The organism is Paenibacillus sp. 01T431 (genome assembly GCF_056398625.1).
This window is the reverse complement of record NZ_JBFTPT010000001.1, coordinates 1-15,416: the sequence shown is the minus strand read 5'-3', so window position 1 is coordinate 15,416 and position 15,416 is coordinate 1. Positions and strand designations below refer to the sequence as shown.

15 protein-coding genes and 6 tRNA genes are annotated in these 15,416 nt (G+C 44.4%); 2 read left to right on the top strand and 19 right to left on the bottom strand.

Annotated features, from left to right (window positions below):
• Positions 1 to 25 precede the first annotated feature (25 nt).
• Positions 26 to 1,264, bottom strand: coding sequence for a TraB/GumN family protein (locus tag AC1DM9_RS00105; RefSeq protein WP_477551272.1), 1,239 nt, complete (start codon positions 1,262 to 1,264; stop codon positions 26 to 28).
• Positions 1,265 to 1,540: 276 nt separating this feature from the next.
• Entirely contained in the window at positions 1,541 to 3,154 is a 1,614-nt protein-coding gene (locus AC1DM9_RS00100; protein WP_477577969.1) for an S-layer homology domain-containing protein, read from the bottom strand.
• A gap of 182 nt (positions 3,155 to 3,336) precedes the next feature.
• Between AC1DM9_RS00100 and AC1DM9_RS00095 the strand changes: the two genes are divergently transcribed.
• Positions 3,337 to 3,957 carry a M15 family metallopeptidase gene (locus tag AC1DM9_RS00095; RefSeq protein WP_441885018.1) on the top strand — a complete coding sequence of 207 codons (621 nt, stop codon included), beginning with the start codon at positions 3,337 to 3,339 and terminating at the stop codon, positions 3,955 to 3,957.
• 97 nt (positions 3,958 to 4,054) lie between these two features.
• Here AC1DM9_RS00095 and AC1DM9_RS00090 read toward each other — a convergent pair whose 3' ends face one another.
• The 6 genes from AC1DM9_RS00090 to AC1DM9_RS00065 form a co-directional block, all read right to left on the bottom strand.
• The gene (locus AC1DM9_RS00090; RefSeq protein WP_441885016.1) at positions 4,055 to 5,071 is read right to left on the bottom strand and encodes an LLM class flavin-dependent oxidoreductase; all 1,017 of its coding nucleotides are present in this window, start codon (positions 5,069 to 5,071) and stop codon (positions 4,055 to 4,057) included.
• A gap of 223 nt (positions 5,072 to 5,294) precedes the next feature.
• Positions 5,295 to 5,738 carry an RrF2 family transcriptional regulator gene (locus tag AC1DM9_RS00085; RefSeq protein WP_076271867.1) on the bottom strand — a complete coding sequence of 148 codons (444 nt, stop codon included), beginning with the start codon at positions 5,736 to 5,738 and terminating at the stop codon, positions 5,295 to 5,297.
• 225 nt (positions 5,739 to 5,963) lie between these two features.
• A complete protein-coding gene (locus AC1DM9_RS00080) occupies positions 5,964 to 6,962 on the bottom strand; it encodes a hypothetical protein (RefSeq protein ID WP_477509950.1) in 999 nt (332 codons plus the stop codon).
• Positions 6,963 to 7,004: 42 nt separating this feature from the next.
• Positions 7,005 to 7,775: an RNA polymerase sigma factor gene (locus AC1DM9_RS00075; RefSeq protein ID WP_477577968.1), complete on the bottom strand. Its 771-nt coding sequence runs from the start codon at positions 7,773 to 7,775 to the stop codon at positions 7,005 to 7,007.
• Between the two features lie 112 nt (positions 7,776 to 7,887).
• Positions 7,888 to 8,796 carry an aldo/keto reductase gene (locus AC1DM9_RS00070; protein WP_441885010.1) on the bottom strand — a complete coding sequence of 303 codons (909 nt, stop codon included), beginning with the start codon at positions 8,794 to 8,796 and terminating at the stop codon, positions 7,888 to 7,890.
• A 99-nt stretch (positions 8,797 to 8,895) separates the two neighbouring features.
• On the bottom strand, positions 8,896 to 9,588 hold the full coding sequence (locus tag AC1DM9_RS00065) for a type 1 glutamine amidotransferase (protein ID WP_441885008.1): 693 nt from the start codon (positions 9,586 to 9,588) through the stop codon (positions 8,896 to 8,898).
• Between the two features lie 206 nt (positions 9,589 to 9,794).
• On the opposite strand from AC1DM9_RS00065, the gene AC1DM9_RS00060 reads away from it, so the two are divergent.
• On the top strand, positions 9,795 to 10,856 hold the full coding sequence (locus AC1DM9_RS00060; protein WP_477577967.1) for an endonuclease/exonuclease/phosphatase family protein: 1,062 nt from the start codon (positions 9,795 to 9,797) through the stop codon (positions 10,854 to 10,856).
• 82 nt (positions 10,857 to 10,938) lie between these two features.
• Here AC1DM9_RS00060 and AC1DM9_RS00055 read toward each other — a convergent pair whose 3' ends face one another.
• The 11 genes from AC1DM9_RS00055 to AC1DM9_RS00005 all read right to left on the bottom strand — a co-directional run bounded on the left by AC1DM9_RS00055 (position 10,939) and on the right by AC1DM9_RS00005 (position 15,196).
• Positions 10,939 to 12,234 (bottom strand): outer membrane protein assembly factor BamB family protein, encoded by a 1,296-nt coding sequence (locus tag AC1DM9_RS00055; protein ID WP_477577966.1) that lies wholly within the window; start codon positions 12,232 to 12,234, stop codon positions 10,939 to 10,941.
• A 142-nt stretch (positions 12,235 to 12,376) separates the two neighbouring features.
• Positions 12,377 to 12,793 (bottom strand): DUF2203 domain-containing protein, encoded by a 417-nt coding sequence (locus AC1DM9_RS00050; RefSeq protein ID WP_339205123.1) that lies wholly within the window; start codon positions 12,791 to 12,793, stop codon positions 12,377 to 12,379.
• Positions 12,794 to 13,007: 214 nt separating this feature from the next.
• Complete coding sequence (locus AC1DM9_RS00045; protein ID WP_477577965.1) at positions 13,008 to 13,592, bottom strand: GNAT family N-acetyltransferase; 585 nt, start codon at positions 13,590 to 13,592, stop codon at positions 13,008 to 13,010.
• Positions 13,593 to 13,632: 40 nt separating this feature from the next.
• Entirely contained in the window at positions 13,633 to 13,806 is a 174-nt protein-coding gene (locus AC1DM9_RS00040; protein WP_441913726.1) for a hypothetical protein, read from the bottom strand.
• A gap of 408 nt (positions 13,807 to 14,214) precedes the next feature.
• Entirely contained in the window at positions 14,215 to 14,373 is a 159-nt protein-coding gene (locus AC1DM9_RS00035; protein ID WP_477577964.1) for a hypothetical protein, read from the bottom strand.
• 289 nt (positions 14,374 to 14,662) lie between these two features.
• Positions 14,663 to 14,744: transfer RNA gene (locus AC1DM9_RS00030), tRNA-Leu, on the bottom strand.
• Positions 14,745 to 14,757: 13 nt separating this feature from the next.
• Positions 14,758 to 14,834 (bottom strand) — tRNA-Arg (locus AC1DM9_RS00025).
• A 17-nt stretch (positions 14,835 to 14,851) separates the two neighbouring features.
• Positions 14,852 to 14,925: transfer RNA gene (locus AC1DM9_RS00020), tRNA-Cys, on the bottom strand.
• 8 nt (positions 14,926 to 14,933) lie between these two features.
• Positions 14,934 to 15,008 (bottom strand) — tRNA-Gly (locus AC1DM9_RS00015).
• A gap of 7 nt (positions 15,009 to 15,015) precedes the next feature.
• Positions 15,016 to 15,090, bottom strand: a tRNA-Gln gene (locus AC1DM9_RS00010).
• Between the two features lie 30 nt (positions 15,091 to 15,120).
• Positions 15,121 to 15,196 (bottom strand) — tRNA-His (locus AC1DM9_RS00005).
• Positions 15,197 to 15,416: the final 220 nt, after the last annotated feature.

Genomic DNA, 15,416 nt, shown 5'->3' with positions numbered 1-15,416 from the left:
TGATTGCCTTCTCTCTTACATGCGGTTATTGACGAACTACAGTAAAACCTTTCTTCTCCAGCAGTGGAACGAGTCCGTTCTCGCCGAGCATATGTGCAGCTCCTACGACTACGAAATATGATTTTTTTGTCGTGTCATTCAAGTAACCCGTTATTTTCTCAACCATTGGAGCATTGCGGTCAGTAAGCAGCGCTTTATTAAGCTCCGCATTCGACGAAGCTGATTTCGTCAGCTCGAGCAGCTGCTCCTCATTTCCGGTAACCCACATTTTCGTAAGATCTTCAATCCCTGATACTTCTGCAAAATAGTTCTCAATAGAACCTTTCAGCATTTCTTCTTGCAGTTTGTCTGAAAAATTATTGAACATATTAAGCTGGTATTCGATCGATTCCAGCTCTAGAATTGGCTTCTTGTTCTCCAGCGACTGCTGCAAGAAATGGGCATCAATCCCTATGCCTGAATCATAACCTTCTTTTGCTGAGCTAAGATAATCCACAGTAGACGAAACGCTCCAAGGCTTATAGGTATCCAGCGTATTTTCCGGTAAGCCGTTCTCCTTCAAAATCTCGCCAAGCTTCTTGTAAGAATCAGCTGAGATATGATCTTTAAGCGTTGTATTATCCTTCAATACGCTTAAATCAAGCACTTGCTTTTGCACCTTCTCATCATTCATCTTCGAAATATCAGCCTCTACAACCAAATAGTCGGATGCATCATAAGCTTTTTGAATTTCAGAGCGCAAAGGGTACATCGCTTTGTTCGCAATATGTATCGACCCCAGCAAATATACGGTGCTGCCGTCCTTTTCTACTTTCCAAAGGAAACCTTTACTTGGCTCATTCTCCTTAAGAGAAACAGAGCGCTGCTCTTTATTCCAAGTAATTTCATAACCTGCTGCTTCACTTACCGTACGCAAAGGAATATAAACAGTTCCTTTAACGATCTTAGGCGCAGCAAGCAATCCAATTTCCGTCTCGTTAGCCATTGCCCCTAAGTTGTCGATTTGGAATAAAAGGGTTAGTCCTTGCTTCTTGCCTGAAATGACTTTATTTTTCTGATCCCAAGTTACTTGGAAATCAAGCTTTTGAAGAACCGTCTTCGCAGGAACAAGAATCGTTCCCTTTTCCATCGTAGGTTGATTCTTGCCAAGCTGTACCTGCTCGCCGTCAATCCAAACTGAAATAGGCTTAGCCTCTGCTTGGATGTTCGTTACGAAAGAAAATAGTAGAGCTAATGATAGAAATAATGCTGCAAACTTTTTCACGAATAGACCCTCTCCCTCTCATCTTAGCGGCTTCATTTCATCTACATATAACCAATAATTACCGCTCTGCCTAACATATTTTACACATTTCCACCACGCAATAGCTAGTTCGGAAAATACGAATCTAGTTTTCGTTGCTTTACAGCATATTCATAACATATAATGCCTCATCTCATAGGTTAGCAGCAGCCTTAAAAAAAGGCACCCCTCTTGATTAGAGGGGTGCCCATGTCATTTGCTTTTGCGAATCAATTCAGCGGTTTTGGTAAATAACTATTAGGAGAAGGAATAACCCAAAAATCGATCCGCATTTTTTAGACTTATCCATATATCCGGACTTTCGCCGCCTACGTACCAGTAAGCTAGTCCAGCAAGCTTGCTTTTTACAGCCAGCTTATATTTTTCGGTTAACGAGCGCCCGTCCTCGACCCATATTTTATGCTGTATACCATTCTTCATATATACAGCTGTGTACTGCCCGATTTTGGCGTCCCATAAAGGCCTGATTCCATATTTACTAATGAGCGCATTCTGCTCACCAAATGATATAAATGCAGAGGACTCAACACTGCCGTCCTTCTTTAAATCCCAATCACGGTTATAAAAGGGCACGCCCAATATTACCTTTTGGCTTGGCACCAATTTAAGAAGCTTATTTACAGCGGCTTCATCAAAACCTATAGAAGCGTTGGAGCCCGCTTCCGAGCCGTCTCCCCAGTGTTCATCATAGCCCATCAATACGATATAATCTGCAAGCTTTCCAAGTGCAGCAAAATCGAAGGCGTCGGTCCAGTCCGTATCACGGTCAGGAGATACATCTAGCGAGAGCGTAACGTTCAAGAGCTTCATTTTTTTAGATAGCTCCGTTATGAATGCAGTCAGAGCTGCTCGGTCCTGCGGGGCTACATTTTCAAAATCGATATTAAGACCATCCAGCTTGTATTTTGTAACAAACCCTGTCAGCTGCGTGATTGCTTTGGTGCGTGCTGCGGAACTAGATAGCAGCTTATGTGTAGCCGCTTGATCCGAGCGATTGCCGACCATTGCCCATATTTTTTTATTATGCTGCTTCGCCCATGTCACAAGAGAAGGATCCGTGTTATCCGATATTTCTCCCGCTTCCCCTGTAAAATACCAACGCGGAGACAAGGTGTTTACATTAGCATTCAAAACCGTTTGTTCATACTGCTGCGTCGTCTGGCCATACTGCCAGCCTAGCTTTATCGTTTCCTTGGGCTTAGCTGCAAGCTCAGCTGCCCAGTTCACATTTTGCAGCACCCGATGAATCATTACTGCGGTTTCTTGTCTGCTTATCGGATTGCCTGGACGGAAATTCCCCTTATCGTCACCTTTCATAAGGCCAAGAGCGTTCATCGCCGCTACAGAAGAACTTGCCCAAGCAGCAATGCGGCTGTCATCGCCAAAGCTTAGCTTTACTGCCGATTTATGATCCAGCTTCTTCAATGCTCTCGTTAATAATACGGCTGCTTCCTGCCTTGTAACTGCCTTCGCAGGTGCAAACAAAGAGGCGCTGACGCCGTCTGCTAAGCCAAGCTGCACAGCAGCCTGAATCCATCCGTAATACCAAGCCTTCATAGGTACATCAGTATATGGCGATACTGGCGTCGGTACAGGCTCAAGCCCGAGCAGCCGATCCAGCACAGTGACAAACTCCGCTCTCGAGATCGATTGCTTCGGTGAGAAGCTTCGCTCCGATGTGCCCGTTATAATCTTTTTATTATACAAATCGATTATTTCCTGTTTGGCATAGCTGCTTGATATATCATCAAAAGGCAGCGTGCTTTGAGCCGCAATGGGATGAGCAACAAGTGTTATGATATATAGTAAAGTAAATGCTGCTAGAGCAAATCTAGTATAAGTATGCTTCACGAAAGACCCTCCTCATGCGATCAATCCTCGAAGCATACCAAAATCTACTCTATAACTCATTACTAAAATATTGGTAGAAAGCATAATCAATAGTAATTAAGCCTAATCCCCTACCACAGACTAGGGTGTCAAAATAAACAATATGATAAAATAAGCGGATATAAAACGTAAGGAGATTCAGCATGCTGGAGCGAAATCAAGTTTCTCATCCTACATTACCGGCTCAGCTGAGCCTGGCAGCAAGAAGTAAGCGCAAGCGAAACCGAATACTGCTGTTTATTATTTTAGCGCTAACCGCTGCTCTTTTATGGAAAGTTATTCTTTCCTTTGATCCATACTTGCCGAACAATGATCCTATTGAAGCTCCACCCGTAACGGCACTGCATCCGATCGTATTCATTAAGCAGACCGAGCTGATTGCCGAAACGAGCAAGGCCGGCATCACCATTCTCGTCACAGACGGCTTCCGTTCAAGCGAGGAGCAAAATGCGATTTATGCAAAAGGACGCACAACGGAGGGTAAAGTCGTTACGCAAGTTCAAGGCGGACACTCCTATCACAATTACGGCCTCGCTGTCGATTTTGCCCTGCGAACGAAGAAGGGCGAGGTCATATGGGACATGGAGTATGACGGCAATAAAAATGGGCGGTCCGACTGGATGGAAGTTGTTGAAATCGCCAAGCGCCTTGGCTTCTCTTGGGGAGGGGATTGGAAAAACTTCCCTGACTATCCTCATCTTCAAATGGACTTTGGTTATTCCATTAATAAGCTGCGCAAAGGGCACTATCCGCCTATCGAGTAAATCAGCCCATTTAAAGCAAAAAAAGAGAGTGAAGACTTGGTTATTAAGTCTTCACTCTTTTCTATTCTGCTTCAATTTTATTAGCTAATTCGGTATATTACAGACCCGCTATAATTTCATATGAGCGCAATCTAGCTTGGTGATCATAAATATGTGCGGCGACCATAATCTCATCCGCCTTCGTCGCCTCAATATATTGCTTCAGCTTCGTGCGTACCGTCTCTGGCCCGCCAACAATGGAAGAGCCTAGTTGCTGCATCAAAGCAATCTTCTCCTGCGCTGTCCAGACGTCATCCATATTGCGAACAGGTGCAGGCAAAGCTCCACGCGTGTTGCGAATAAAGGATAGGAACAGCTGCTGCATCGATGTCGCTAAATATTCAGCCTCTTCATCCGTATCTGCCGCAATGACATTGACCGCTACCATTCCTTTTGGCTTATCGAGAATCGCTGATGGCTTAAAGCTGCTTCGATAAAGATTCATTGCTGGAACTGTGAAATTGGGCGAGAAATGTCCTGCAAAAGCAAATGGCAGGCCCAGCTGTGCAGCGAGCAAGGCGCTAAAATCGCTCGAGCCCAGCAGCCAAATCGGAATTTCTAGACCTTCGCCCGGAATCGCTCGCACTGGCATGCCCACCTCAGCACTCGACGGATCTAGAAACGCGCGCAGCTCAGCCAGCTGCTCGGGGAAATCATGCCCATTGCTTCTTCTGTTTCCACGAAGGGCAGCTGCTGTAAGACCATCCGTTCCAGGAGCGCGGCCAAGTCCTAAATCAATACGGCCTGGAAACAACGATTCCAATGTACCGAATTGCTCAGCAATAACGAGCGGTGCATGGTTCGGCAGCATAATCCCCCCAGCGCCTACACGAATCGTGGATGTACCTGCCGCAACATGGCCAATAACGATGGATGTCGCTGAGCTGGCGATGCTTGGCGCATTGTGGTGCTCCGCAAGCCAGTAACGGTTATAGCCCCATTTTTCCGCATGCTGTGCAAGATCTAATGTATTGCTAAGTGATTCGGCAACAGTGCCGCCTTCTACAATGGGAGATACATCAAGAACGGATAACGGAATATTAAAAGCTGAATTGTTTATCGTTTGTTCTGACATGACATTCACTCTTTTCTTTACGAATAGAAGCTGCAGCTTCTATCAATATTATTATTGGCAAATCAACTGTACTATTATTAGATACATTTTACACGTAAAAAAGAGCCGCTGCAAATGCATCAGCTTCATGACAGGAGCGGTAATATACAGTATTCAACCATATTTACCGCTCTATCGTGAAACAGACATGATGCCTGCATAAACTGGCAAGCATTGAAAAGCATCAAACCTGCTTTTCTTTAAGCTGCTGCTGACATTTTCGAATCTTGTCCAAAGCAGTTTGAAGCGTATTTTGCTCCAAATAGGCCACGTAATGAAGCTCTGCCTCGTAAAAAAAATGATCCATCACCACTTGAATATTCGCGGATACCAGACAGTCCTCCTCTGGATTTCCTGAACACCAATGCGGCTTTAGCGTACCGCCTGATAGTGCTCGATATATTTGGGCCAGCGTAACCTCATTCGGCTCACAATTCAAAATATATCCCCCGCCGATTCCTTCCTTTGTCTTCACAAAGCCATGCTTCCGTAAGGAACTCATAATTTTGCGAATACGTGTCGGATTCGTCGAAACGTTGCGAGCAATGGTCTCGCTGCTCGCCATATGATCAGGCAAATAAGCTAACAGCACTAAGCTGTGAACCGCAACCGTAAATTCACTATTCATTTTCACAACTCCCTCTCAAGAAGGATACTGTAATGTTATTTCATACAGTTGATAATGTCAAACCTTCCACCCTAAGAATAGCACAGAGAGAAAGCCTTGGTATAGGCTTTCTCCCTGTCAAACTTTTTTGAGCAGCTTTATTTGAGGCTATCGCTGCTTATATCTTTAAAAACTTTCCCCATTGTCCTTCATCATACACTTGCCCAACCGTTACACAATGATGACTCAGTTCACCCAGATCTCCGAATAATATTCCTTCATAAAATGAAACAGCTGCTCCAACTGCTCCAATCCCTTCGACTCCGCCGCCTGTGCTTGCCGAAGCAGTACGATTGCACGATCCGCGGTTTCAGGGTCCTTCGACTTGCCGCCTTCTGGGAAGGGGAATAGCTCTCTCAGCTTGCCCAGCGCCTCAGCAACTACCTCGTAATGCAGCGCTGCTTCACCCGCATGCTTGCGAACCGTTCTCTCCACAACATTTGTCCCATCCCAGCGGAATGCCAATTCGCGTAAAAAACGAGCAGCGAACTCACGCGCATCAGAAATGACAGCAATGTTATAGGCATGACCATGCTCATCCGCATTTCGCCGCTCCATCACACCAATCCATGCCTCATAACCCGCTAAGCCCTGTACAAATTTATCCTCGAACACATGCGTCCATTCCTTGCCTCGCCCATGATCCACGATCATCGATAACGCCATGCGCAATATTTCGTATTTCGAGTGAGGCAGGCTTTCGCTAATCGTCGTCACGAACAACAAATCAATCTTGGAATCGGCAAAATCGGCATAACTTATCGTGCCGTCCTTCGATACATCTTTTGCATGAAAGAGCTGCTTATCATCATCATAACCATAGATCAAACCGAATTCAGGTATAAACAAATCAAATGAAATGGCAGGGATGCCACGGTCGATTGACTGCTGAACGAGAGCGATAGTTCGCTCTACTTTATCCGGCGTTAACGGGAGCATAGGATCAGCCAAACAGCTCGTAAAGCCGAGATTTCCTATATTCCTCCTCAATATATATCCACCTGGGAATGAGGTTGGCCCTGCCGCGTTAATACTGACGGGATCAATATTCATGCGAAAGGCATGACCGGTAAATCCCATCACATCTGTTAGCGTAAAATGTTTTTTATCCGTGTAGCTCACCGCGCCATGTATAGCAGCAGCGGCCGAGGTCCATGTTTTGGACCAATCCCTATCCAGCGTCATTATTTTCAGCTCCATTCAAGATTTGTCATAAACGTTCTGAACCTACATAGGGGGCGGAGTGAGAATTTTCCTTCTGGGCAAACCGAGCAACGCCCGTTGCTCCACATATAAACTAATCGATATGCGAATACGCTCCTTCTGAAGCTTAACCCTTGATCTCGACAGCATATTGTATACGTTTGAAGTCGTCGTATCGAACAGCTCAGCAATCTCAGCCGGCGGCAGCTCGCCAAAAAATCGTGCTTCAAAAATGTCCCGCTCCCGCTTGTTCAAGCATCGGATCAGCGTATGAATGCTCTGGAGCGTTTCTTGGCGGATGACAGCATGCTCCGGATTTTGTCCTTCACTCGGCTCATTCATGGCTTGATCTGTTAAATGAAACAGGATGCTATCGATATCGCTCCAATCAACCAACTGCCCGCTTTTACCTGCCTCTGCTGGCAGCCCTGATTGGCTCATGAAGCTAACGAATGGCCGTTCCTTGCTATAGGGTCCGCCTCTCCTCAGCTTCATATAGGCTTGATTTCGCACGATCCGGTGCAGCCAAGGAATAAACCTGCTTGCGTCTGTAAGCGTACCGAGGTGCATAAATGCACGAATCAGCGCTTCCTGCACAATGTCCTCTACCATAAACGCATCCTTCGTCAAGCTGCCAGCGAGTCCAAGCGCCTTAGCTCGATGACGACGCACCAGCTCCCCGAAAGCTTCCTCATCGCCGGACCTTGTTCGTTCAACTAACGACTGCTCTTGTGCTTCTGCCCCTGCTCCACTGCTTAACAGAGATGGCAAATCGGGCGCCCAAACCTCCATCATTCATCCCCCTTACTAGACAGATGCCACTTACGCCAAATATCTATCAATGGATCAAAACTTTTTTATTTTATAATCAAAAAGAAGCTGCCTATCAGGCAGCCTCTCCTACTCTCTAACGGTGCTGTTCAAAACGGTTTTCTTTACTTAACCTCTTGATGGTCTCCAGCTCAGCGGGAGATAGCTGAAGAACTTCACTTGCCGCGATATTGTGCTGCAGCTGTTCTAACGAGCTCGCGCCAGGAATGACAGCAGCTACAGCTGGATTGGCCAAAGCATACCGGATTGCTGTATGCGCCAAATCACGAGAGCCTTCTCGCATCTCTAGCAAAACGTCTCGCAAAGATGACAGCTCCTCTTTGTCATAATCCAAATAACCCTTATCCGCCTTGGCAGCTCCATTATCGGTTAAAATCCCTTTTGCCACCGGACCTCGAGCGATTAAACTAATGCCCTTCTCTTCTAATAAAGGCAATATTTGCTCTTCAGGCCTTCTGTCCAAAATACTATATTGGCTCATCACACTGACGATATTTGAACGCTCCACATATTCTCGAATAACATTTGGACGAATGGAAGAAATGCCGTAATAGCGAATGAGTCCCTCTTGCTTAAGCTCCTCAAATGCTTCAATCGTCTCCGATATGGGATCATCCAGTGTACCTCCATGCAGCTGATACAAATCGATATAGTCCGTTTGGAGCCTTCGCAAGCTGTCTTTTACAGCCGACTTAATATAAGCTTTGGACGGGTCCCACGACCAGCCCGCTTTTCCCTTCTCCCAACGATTGCCGACCTTCGTCGCAAGTACAATATCTGCCCGTTTTCCCTTTATTGCCTCGCCGATTATTTCCTCATTAAGACCCTCATCATAAAGATCAGCCGTATCTAGAAAATTAATGCCCTTCTCGATCGCTTCATGTACTAAGGCTGTCGCTTTTACTTTATCTGTCCCTAGTGACATGCAGCCAAGGCCGATCTCACTTATGTAGAGCTCTGATTTCCCGAGACGATTGTGCTTCATGCTTGAAATCTCCTTTTCCTTAACCGATAATCTAGCCGCTTCATTATTCATTTATGATATTACTTTTGGACTAAGGGAGCAACAAAAATGGTTCCACTATTAACACTTTAAGGAAATCTGATCCAATATGCCATGTAGTAGCGTTAGAGACTGCTCAGTGCGCGCGAATTGACTGCGAATCTGTTCAGCTGTTTGAATGTATGGCGCCTGAACTAGCTCTGAAGACCAGTGTGCAAACATGGATTCCATGCATGCAGCTGTCGTCTCCAAATGAAATTGCAGTCCCATGACATGCTCGCGATAAGCGAATGCCTGCACCTTGCACGCCTCTGAAGAAGCGAGGAGCCGCGTGTCCTGCGGCAAGTCGAAGGTATCGCCATGCCACTGAAACGAAACAAATTGCTCAGGCATGCCGCAGAGCCAAGGATGCTGCTCCTGCGTACGGTTAATCGAATGCCAGCCTATTTCTTTATGCGTATTTCGGTATACTCGGCTTCCCAGCAGTTCAGCTATCATTTGAGCACCAAAGCAGATGCCCAGCACTTTTTTGCCAAGCTGAATGGCTTGCCGTACGAACTGCTTCTCTGCCGTAAGCCAAGGATATTTCTCCTCTTCATAGACGCTCATTGGCCCGCCGCATATAACAAGCAAATCCATATCGTCAAGCCATTTGACATCAATCTCAAGAGCAGGATTCTTAACATCCAAGCGATGTCCTCCAAAGCTGGCCCATGAACGAAATGCATAATCATCATCAAAAGCGAAGTGTTTAAAAGCTATGATATTCATCATTCATTCCCCATCCTTGCTCGCATATGACCTGTAATGAGCTTAATTATAGTCTCATTATTTAGTATCGTTAATATCACTTTCCTGAATAGTGAGAAGACATCAATAAAAAACAACTAGTTCCCTAACCCATATCATGGTACATTTCCAATAGCATACTTATAATCTTAAATGTGAGTAACGCAATACGTAATGAAAGGATGGATCATATGGGGAAAAAGATATTAAAAACAATTGGTACGCTTATCCTACTCGCAGTTGCGATTGCAGGAGGGTTTTTACTGTATATTACTTTATCCGATTATAAACCCGCAGAAGTTATCGAGATTACGTCAGAAAATAATAAAGAACAACTCATCGAGCAAGGCGTTCCATTTACAGTTACGACCTTCAATATCGGCTATGCTGGCTTGGACAAAAAACAAGATTTTTTTATGGATGGAGGTAAAAAATCACGTTCCAGCAGCAAAAATCAAACGATTTCCAATCTAGACTCCATTTCGTCCTTTATGAAAACAAACCAATCCAACTTTTATTTGCTTCAGGAAGTCGATGCCCGCTCATCAAGAAGCTACCATATTAATGAAATAGACTATTTGGCAAAACCTTTGGAAGATTACAGCTATGCATTTGCTTATAACTATAAAGTGGCATGGGTTCCCGTTCCGATTTTTAATCCAATGGGCTCCGTTCAGAGCGGCCTTCTAACCTTCTCAACATTCAAAAACAAAAGCAATCAGCGATACGATCTTCCAGGCAAAGAGAGCTGGCCGATACAGCAGCTTGAATTGGATCGTGCCTTTATAGAAAGCAGATTTGAGGTCAATAACGGCAAAGAGCTTATTGTTATCAATCTTCATTTATCTGCCTTTGATGAGGGCGGCAAAATCCGCAAGCAGCAATTGGATTATTTAGCCGCTTTTTTAGAGAAGGAGAATGGCAAGGGCAATTATATTATTGTAGGCGGAGATTGGAACCATGCCCTGCCCGGCACTGCCCCTGATCGATTCGAAACGACACAGGCATGGCCAGAATGGCTTCAGCAGTTTCCTGAGGATTTCAAACCAAGCGGCTTCAAGTGGATGGTCGACGACAGCATCGCTACTGTACGTACATTAGATATTGCATACACGGAAGGCGTTAATTTCAGAGCCATAATTGATGGTTTTCTCGTTTCTTCAAACGTAGATAAAATTCGGCTGCAAAGTACAGATTCAGCATTTGAACACAGCGACCATAATCCGGTAACTGCTGAGTTTATTTTACGATAAAGCAAAGAGCCCCGATTTTTCGTAATCGGGGCTCTTTTGTAATTAACGCACATTGAGCTGTTGTTGCTTCAATGCATATTATTTATTTGACGCTAGATTTCAAGCTGGCAGGTTGTTTAAATGCGAGCAGCTTGCCTTTTGCCTGAACCACAATCATTCCGCTCTCAAGCAGCGTCTCTCCAAACTCTCTTTCATTTGTTTTTAATTGTACAATTGGCGCTGCTGTATCTAAATGGATAGCTGATATCGTTCCATCCGTTTGCGCCACATATATCCCTTTACCAATTAAATCAAAACGTGCGATGAGGCCTGTTACACCAGCATTATAATCCACGGTTGTCTTATTAATTAATTTAACCCCATATATCCCGCGGCCATTCGTATAAATCAATTTTCCCTCATATGGCCCAGCCGCATATTTGAATCCTGGCGCGTAAACAACAGGCTTATACACCTTGGGCTCTATTTTGCTCGGATCAGCATTTAGAGGGTAACTATACACCTCAGAATTGAAATTGACTAAAACGTTGTCCCCGTTAATCCAAGCGTCTCCTTCATTTCCGGATTCTCCTTTATTTAAGTCAATCTTTAAAGGATTATATTGTACGCTGTTAAGTACTTTGCCCGTCTTGATATCTAGGRTATCAAGTGTAGTTAATGGAGCAGGCTCGAACAGGTTAACGAGCTTCTGCGCAGTTATAGTTCCATCCTTTGCACCAATAGGAAAGTTGTAATGTGCAGCTTCCCAAACCCTTTTTCCTGTCTTGCGATTAAAAGCATGAAGGAGCGAGTATGTGTAAGCACCCGATAACTCATTTTCTCCTATTATAAAATCGCCATGAAACAGTATCTTTTTGCGCAGCGGCTCTTTGTAATTGTCACGCCACTGAAATTTCCCATCCTTTATGCTGTAAGCTTGAATGTCTCCATTAAAGGTAAATAGCTGATCGCCATCCGGAATAATATCATGAATGTTATTAGCGCTCACGGAAGCCACCCATACTTTCTTGCCTGAGGACGCCTTAATAGCGTGAACACGGCCTCCGCTCGAATTGACGTACAGTTGGCCTTCCTTATATACGACAGGAGCTTTGAGCTGACTGCCATACTCCCAAAGTTTTTTCCCATTCTGAATATTAACAGCTATCACTTTTCCCTTTAGCAAATAAAAGGCTTTACCTTCACCTGTTGCTGCTATACCTTCGTAGTTCAATGACCATTGCGGTTTAATAATAGGAGCAGCTATCTCCGTTTCCTTGTTATCTCCCACATAGGAAGTGCGTGAATCAAATGATGCAGATACAACAGAACTCATTAATAGTAGAGAACAGCATGCCATCATAACGCCTCGCGAAAAAGCTGTTTTCCAGTTTCTCATTTCACACCTTCTTATCTCCAATTTTCATCACCCAACTTACATAACGTATAATAATTGTAAAATGTTTCTAATCAATCCGTGTTGTCTTCACACTAAAAAGACCAGTCAAGGATAAATCCCTGCTGGTCATTAAATATGAATACTATTCATCCTGCGGAAACGGTTTTCTGCCCATAAACCCATCATGTAAACCATGATAATGGCTAACCTCAGCTTCGCCTTCCTTCCAGCAAATCAGAATATCCTCATTATCGAGCACCGCTGGAAAGTCAATTAAACCAGGAGTAATCATTTTCAACTGCACGCCTTTTCGCGAGAAGTTTTCAATTAGCAGGTCTACCTCCATCTTCATAAATTCCAGCTGGCTTTCCCTCTCAAAGAAAGGGTCCTCACTGCCTTCAATAGCAGCAAAAACTTGTTCATAAGCAGCCTTCTCTTTCTGATAACTTATATATAAATCTTCAAATTGCGCCGTAATGTGTTGAAGCTTCCGTAAATCCTCTTGCAACTGCGGCAGCATCTCGTTCGCTTCGCTCAGCGTGAAGGTTTTGTTCCCCATCCCGTAAACACTCCCTATCTGATGATAATCATTTATTACATTCCATAATAAGTATCCTACACTCTCTTTCAAGCTCCGTAAAGGAATGGGTTCTAGAGAAGAGTTGGAATCTGCTCCTCTTTTGACGAAAGAGCAAGGTCCTGTCTTCCCTCGAACGATCACAGATACCTATTCATGGTTGAAAAATAAGCCTATATAGTACTGTTCTTTTTCTTCAAAATTCTTTTCCTCTTACTTTCGCAAACACCATCGTATCCCGCAGAATACCGTTGACATCACATTTTTCATTTCGGAGTATGCCTTCTAAGGTGAAGCTCAGTCGCTCTGCAACTCGCGCGCTTCGATAATTCCTAGCATCACAACGTATTTCAATACGATTGGCTTCTAGCTCATTTATTGCAAATGTTGAAATTGCATTCGTCGCTTCCGTTATATACCCATGGCCGCTGTAAGCTGTACGAGCCCAATACCCGATTTCAAATTTTCGCGCTTGCCAATTTATGCGATGAAGACCGCTGCTTCCTATCAACTGACCTGTATCCTTTAAAAAAAGCAGCAGCATGAGGTCTGAACGATCCATATACTTGGACCGAGACTTCCTGATGACAACTTCAGATTCTTCGATCGTAGGCATCGCTTGAGCCCATGGCATCCAAGGTTTGAGCTCATTTTCACTTTCTATAACGGCCTCATTCAGCTTCGCTCCGTCCCCCCATTGGGGCGCGCGGATAAGAAGACGGCTGCTTTCAAAACTCTCTGGAATGGATAACAGCAACGGGTTGTTATTATAATGGCTCATCCTAACGCACCTCCAAGAATGGCTTCCTTTCAGCCGAATATTATAATCGTCTGCCTTTTTCATCTAAATGAATATCTAAAGCTTTGATCGTTCTTATTAAAACTTTAATGAGTAAATATAGACAATAAATACCCATAAGCGCAACGACACCATACACAATAAACAATACTATTGGAAATATTCCGAAAATAATACCTGATGACATACCGTCCATTACCTCATATCCCCCTTATGTATTTATTTTAAAGAACAGAAAAGTTCAGTTATGTATTAACTTACAGATATTAACTGTAAAATGCAATCATCCCTACGATCATTTTTACCTACGACTATGATATTGCGTCAAGGGCAAGCATTCTTCTGAGCAAAAAAAAGAGCCACAGCTAAAATTCTCTTATCGAAGTAGGTGCCTGGACATTTCTTCAATAGAGGGATTTTAGTATGACTCACTATCAGATTAATGCATATTCTGAACCTTTAGCATTTTTTAAACCCATCAATCTACTCATTCAAATACGTCGTCACCCGGTTCTGGATCAGCTTGCTCACTTCTTCCGCAGATTTCTGCCCGCTCATGAAGCAATTGAACTCCTCCATGGCGATCATTAGCACCTTCATATCGCTAAATCTTCGAAAATCCGTCTACCGACTGAACGTACTTCTCCACGTCTGCCAGCGAGATGGATTCCATGCTCATGCCGCCTTCTCCCGTTTCCTGCGATACTTTGTATTCCTTCAAGTCGATATGAATGTTTGTATGCTTTTCCTCAAATTTTACCATCACTGACGTTTTAATACCACTATCGCTGATCCATCCTGCTGACGTTTAAGCGATGTTTACTTTTACTGCCGATACCGCAACCTACTTTTCACCCAAAACAACTTTTTCATATACGTTTCCGTTCAGTGAGATGTGCACTCCAGCGGATATCATGATCTCCGACCAACGTTAATTCTCATTTGGAGTACATTTCGAAGCTAGCATCGGCTAATGCTATGAAGGAGGTTTTAAAGCAATACAAAAAAAGCTCATTAGATAAAATATCTAATGAACTATCGTTTATGCAATATGGTGCCGATGAGAGGACTCGAACCTCCACGGTTTCCCTCACGATTTTGAGTCGCGCGCGTCTGCCATTCCGCCACATCGGCATTTGAGTAAAGATGGCGTGCCCTAAGAGATTCGAACTCCTGGCCTTTTGATTCGTAGTCAAACGCTCTATCCAGCTGAGCTAAGGGCACATTTTATAAAATTGTAATGGAGGCGCCACCTAGACTCGAACTAGGGGTAGAGCTTTTGCAGAGCTCTGCCTTACCACTTGGCTATGGCGCCAACTTAAATGGAGCGGAAGACGGGAATCGAACCCGCGACCCTCGCCTTGGCAAGGCGATGCTCTACCGCTGAGCCACTTCCGCAACTAAATGGCTGGGGATTCAGGGATCGAACCTGAGAATGACGGAGTCAAAGTCCGTTGCCTTACCGCTTGGCTAATCCCCAACAAAAAATGCCATACTACTTATTAAAAAATGGGGCGATCGAGGGGAATTGAACCCCCGAGTGTCGGATCCACAAACCGATGCGTTAACCACTTCGCCACGACCGCCATAAATAAAATCAGGTGCTGGACAAAAAAGAAAACCCACTTTTGTGGGTCATCTGCTAATGCACGCATTAGCAAGTTGCGCCCTGAAAACTGGATACGAAAGATTAGGCTTGCTGAAGCCTTTTTAGCTGCTGTCTACTGGATGTATGGGTCACAGTAAACGTGTTTAGGATAAGCCCTCGACCGATTAGTATTCGTCAGCTACACACATTGCTGTGCC

Bases quoted from the DNA above. Each gene is read 5' to 3' on its own strand.
- AC1DM9_RS00085 (WP_076271867.1), bottom strand. From the start codon at position 5,738: ATGAATAGTGAATTTACGGTTGCGGTTCACAGCTTAGTGCTGTTAGCT.
- AC1DM9_RS00065 (WP_441885008.1), bottom strand. From the start codon at position 9,588: ATGATGAATATCATAGCTTTTAAACACTTCGCTTTTGATGATGATTAT.
- AC1DM9_RS00040 (WP_441913726.1), bottom strand. From the start codon at position 13,806: ATGGACGGTATGTCATCAGGTATTATTTTCGGAATATTTCCAATAGTA.
- AC1DM9_RS00035 (WP_477577964.1), bottom strand. From the start codon at position 14,373: ATGGTAAAATTTGAGGAAAAGCATACAAACATTCATATCGACTTGAAG.
- AC1DM9_RS00080 (WP_477509950.1), bottom strand. From the start codon at position 6,962: ATGACGCTGGATAGGGATTGGTCCAAAACATGGACCTCGGCCGCTGCT.
- AC1DM9_RS00045 (WP_477577965.1), bottom strand. From the start codon at position 13,592: ATGAGCCATTATAATAACAACCCGTTGCTGTTATCCATTCCAGAGAGT.
- AC1DM9_RS00090 (WP_441885016.1), bottom strand. From the start codon at position 5,071: ATGTCAGAACAAACGATAAACAATTCAGCTTTTAATATTCCGTTATCC.
- AC1DM9_RS00050 (WP_339205123.1), bottom strand. From the start codon at position 12,793: ATGGGGAACAAAACCTTCACGCTGAGCGAAGCGAACGAGATGCTGCCG.
- AC1DM9_RS00075 (WP_477577968.1), bottom strand. From the start codon at position 7,775: ATGATGGAGGTTTGGGCGCCCGATTTGCCATCTCTGTTAAGCAGTGGA.
- AC1DM9_RS00060 (WP_477577967.1), top strand. From the start codon at position 9,795: ATGGGGAAAAAGATATTAAAAACAATTGGTACGCTTATCCTACTCGCA.
- AC1DM9_RS00095 (WP_441885018.1), top strand. From the start codon at position 3,337: ATGCTGGAGCGAAATCAAGTTTCTCATCCTACATTACCGGCTCAGCTG.
- AC1DM9_RS00070 (WP_441885010.1), bottom strand. From the start codon at position 8,796: ATGAAGCACAATCGTCTCGGGAAATCAGAGCTCTACATAAGTGAGATC.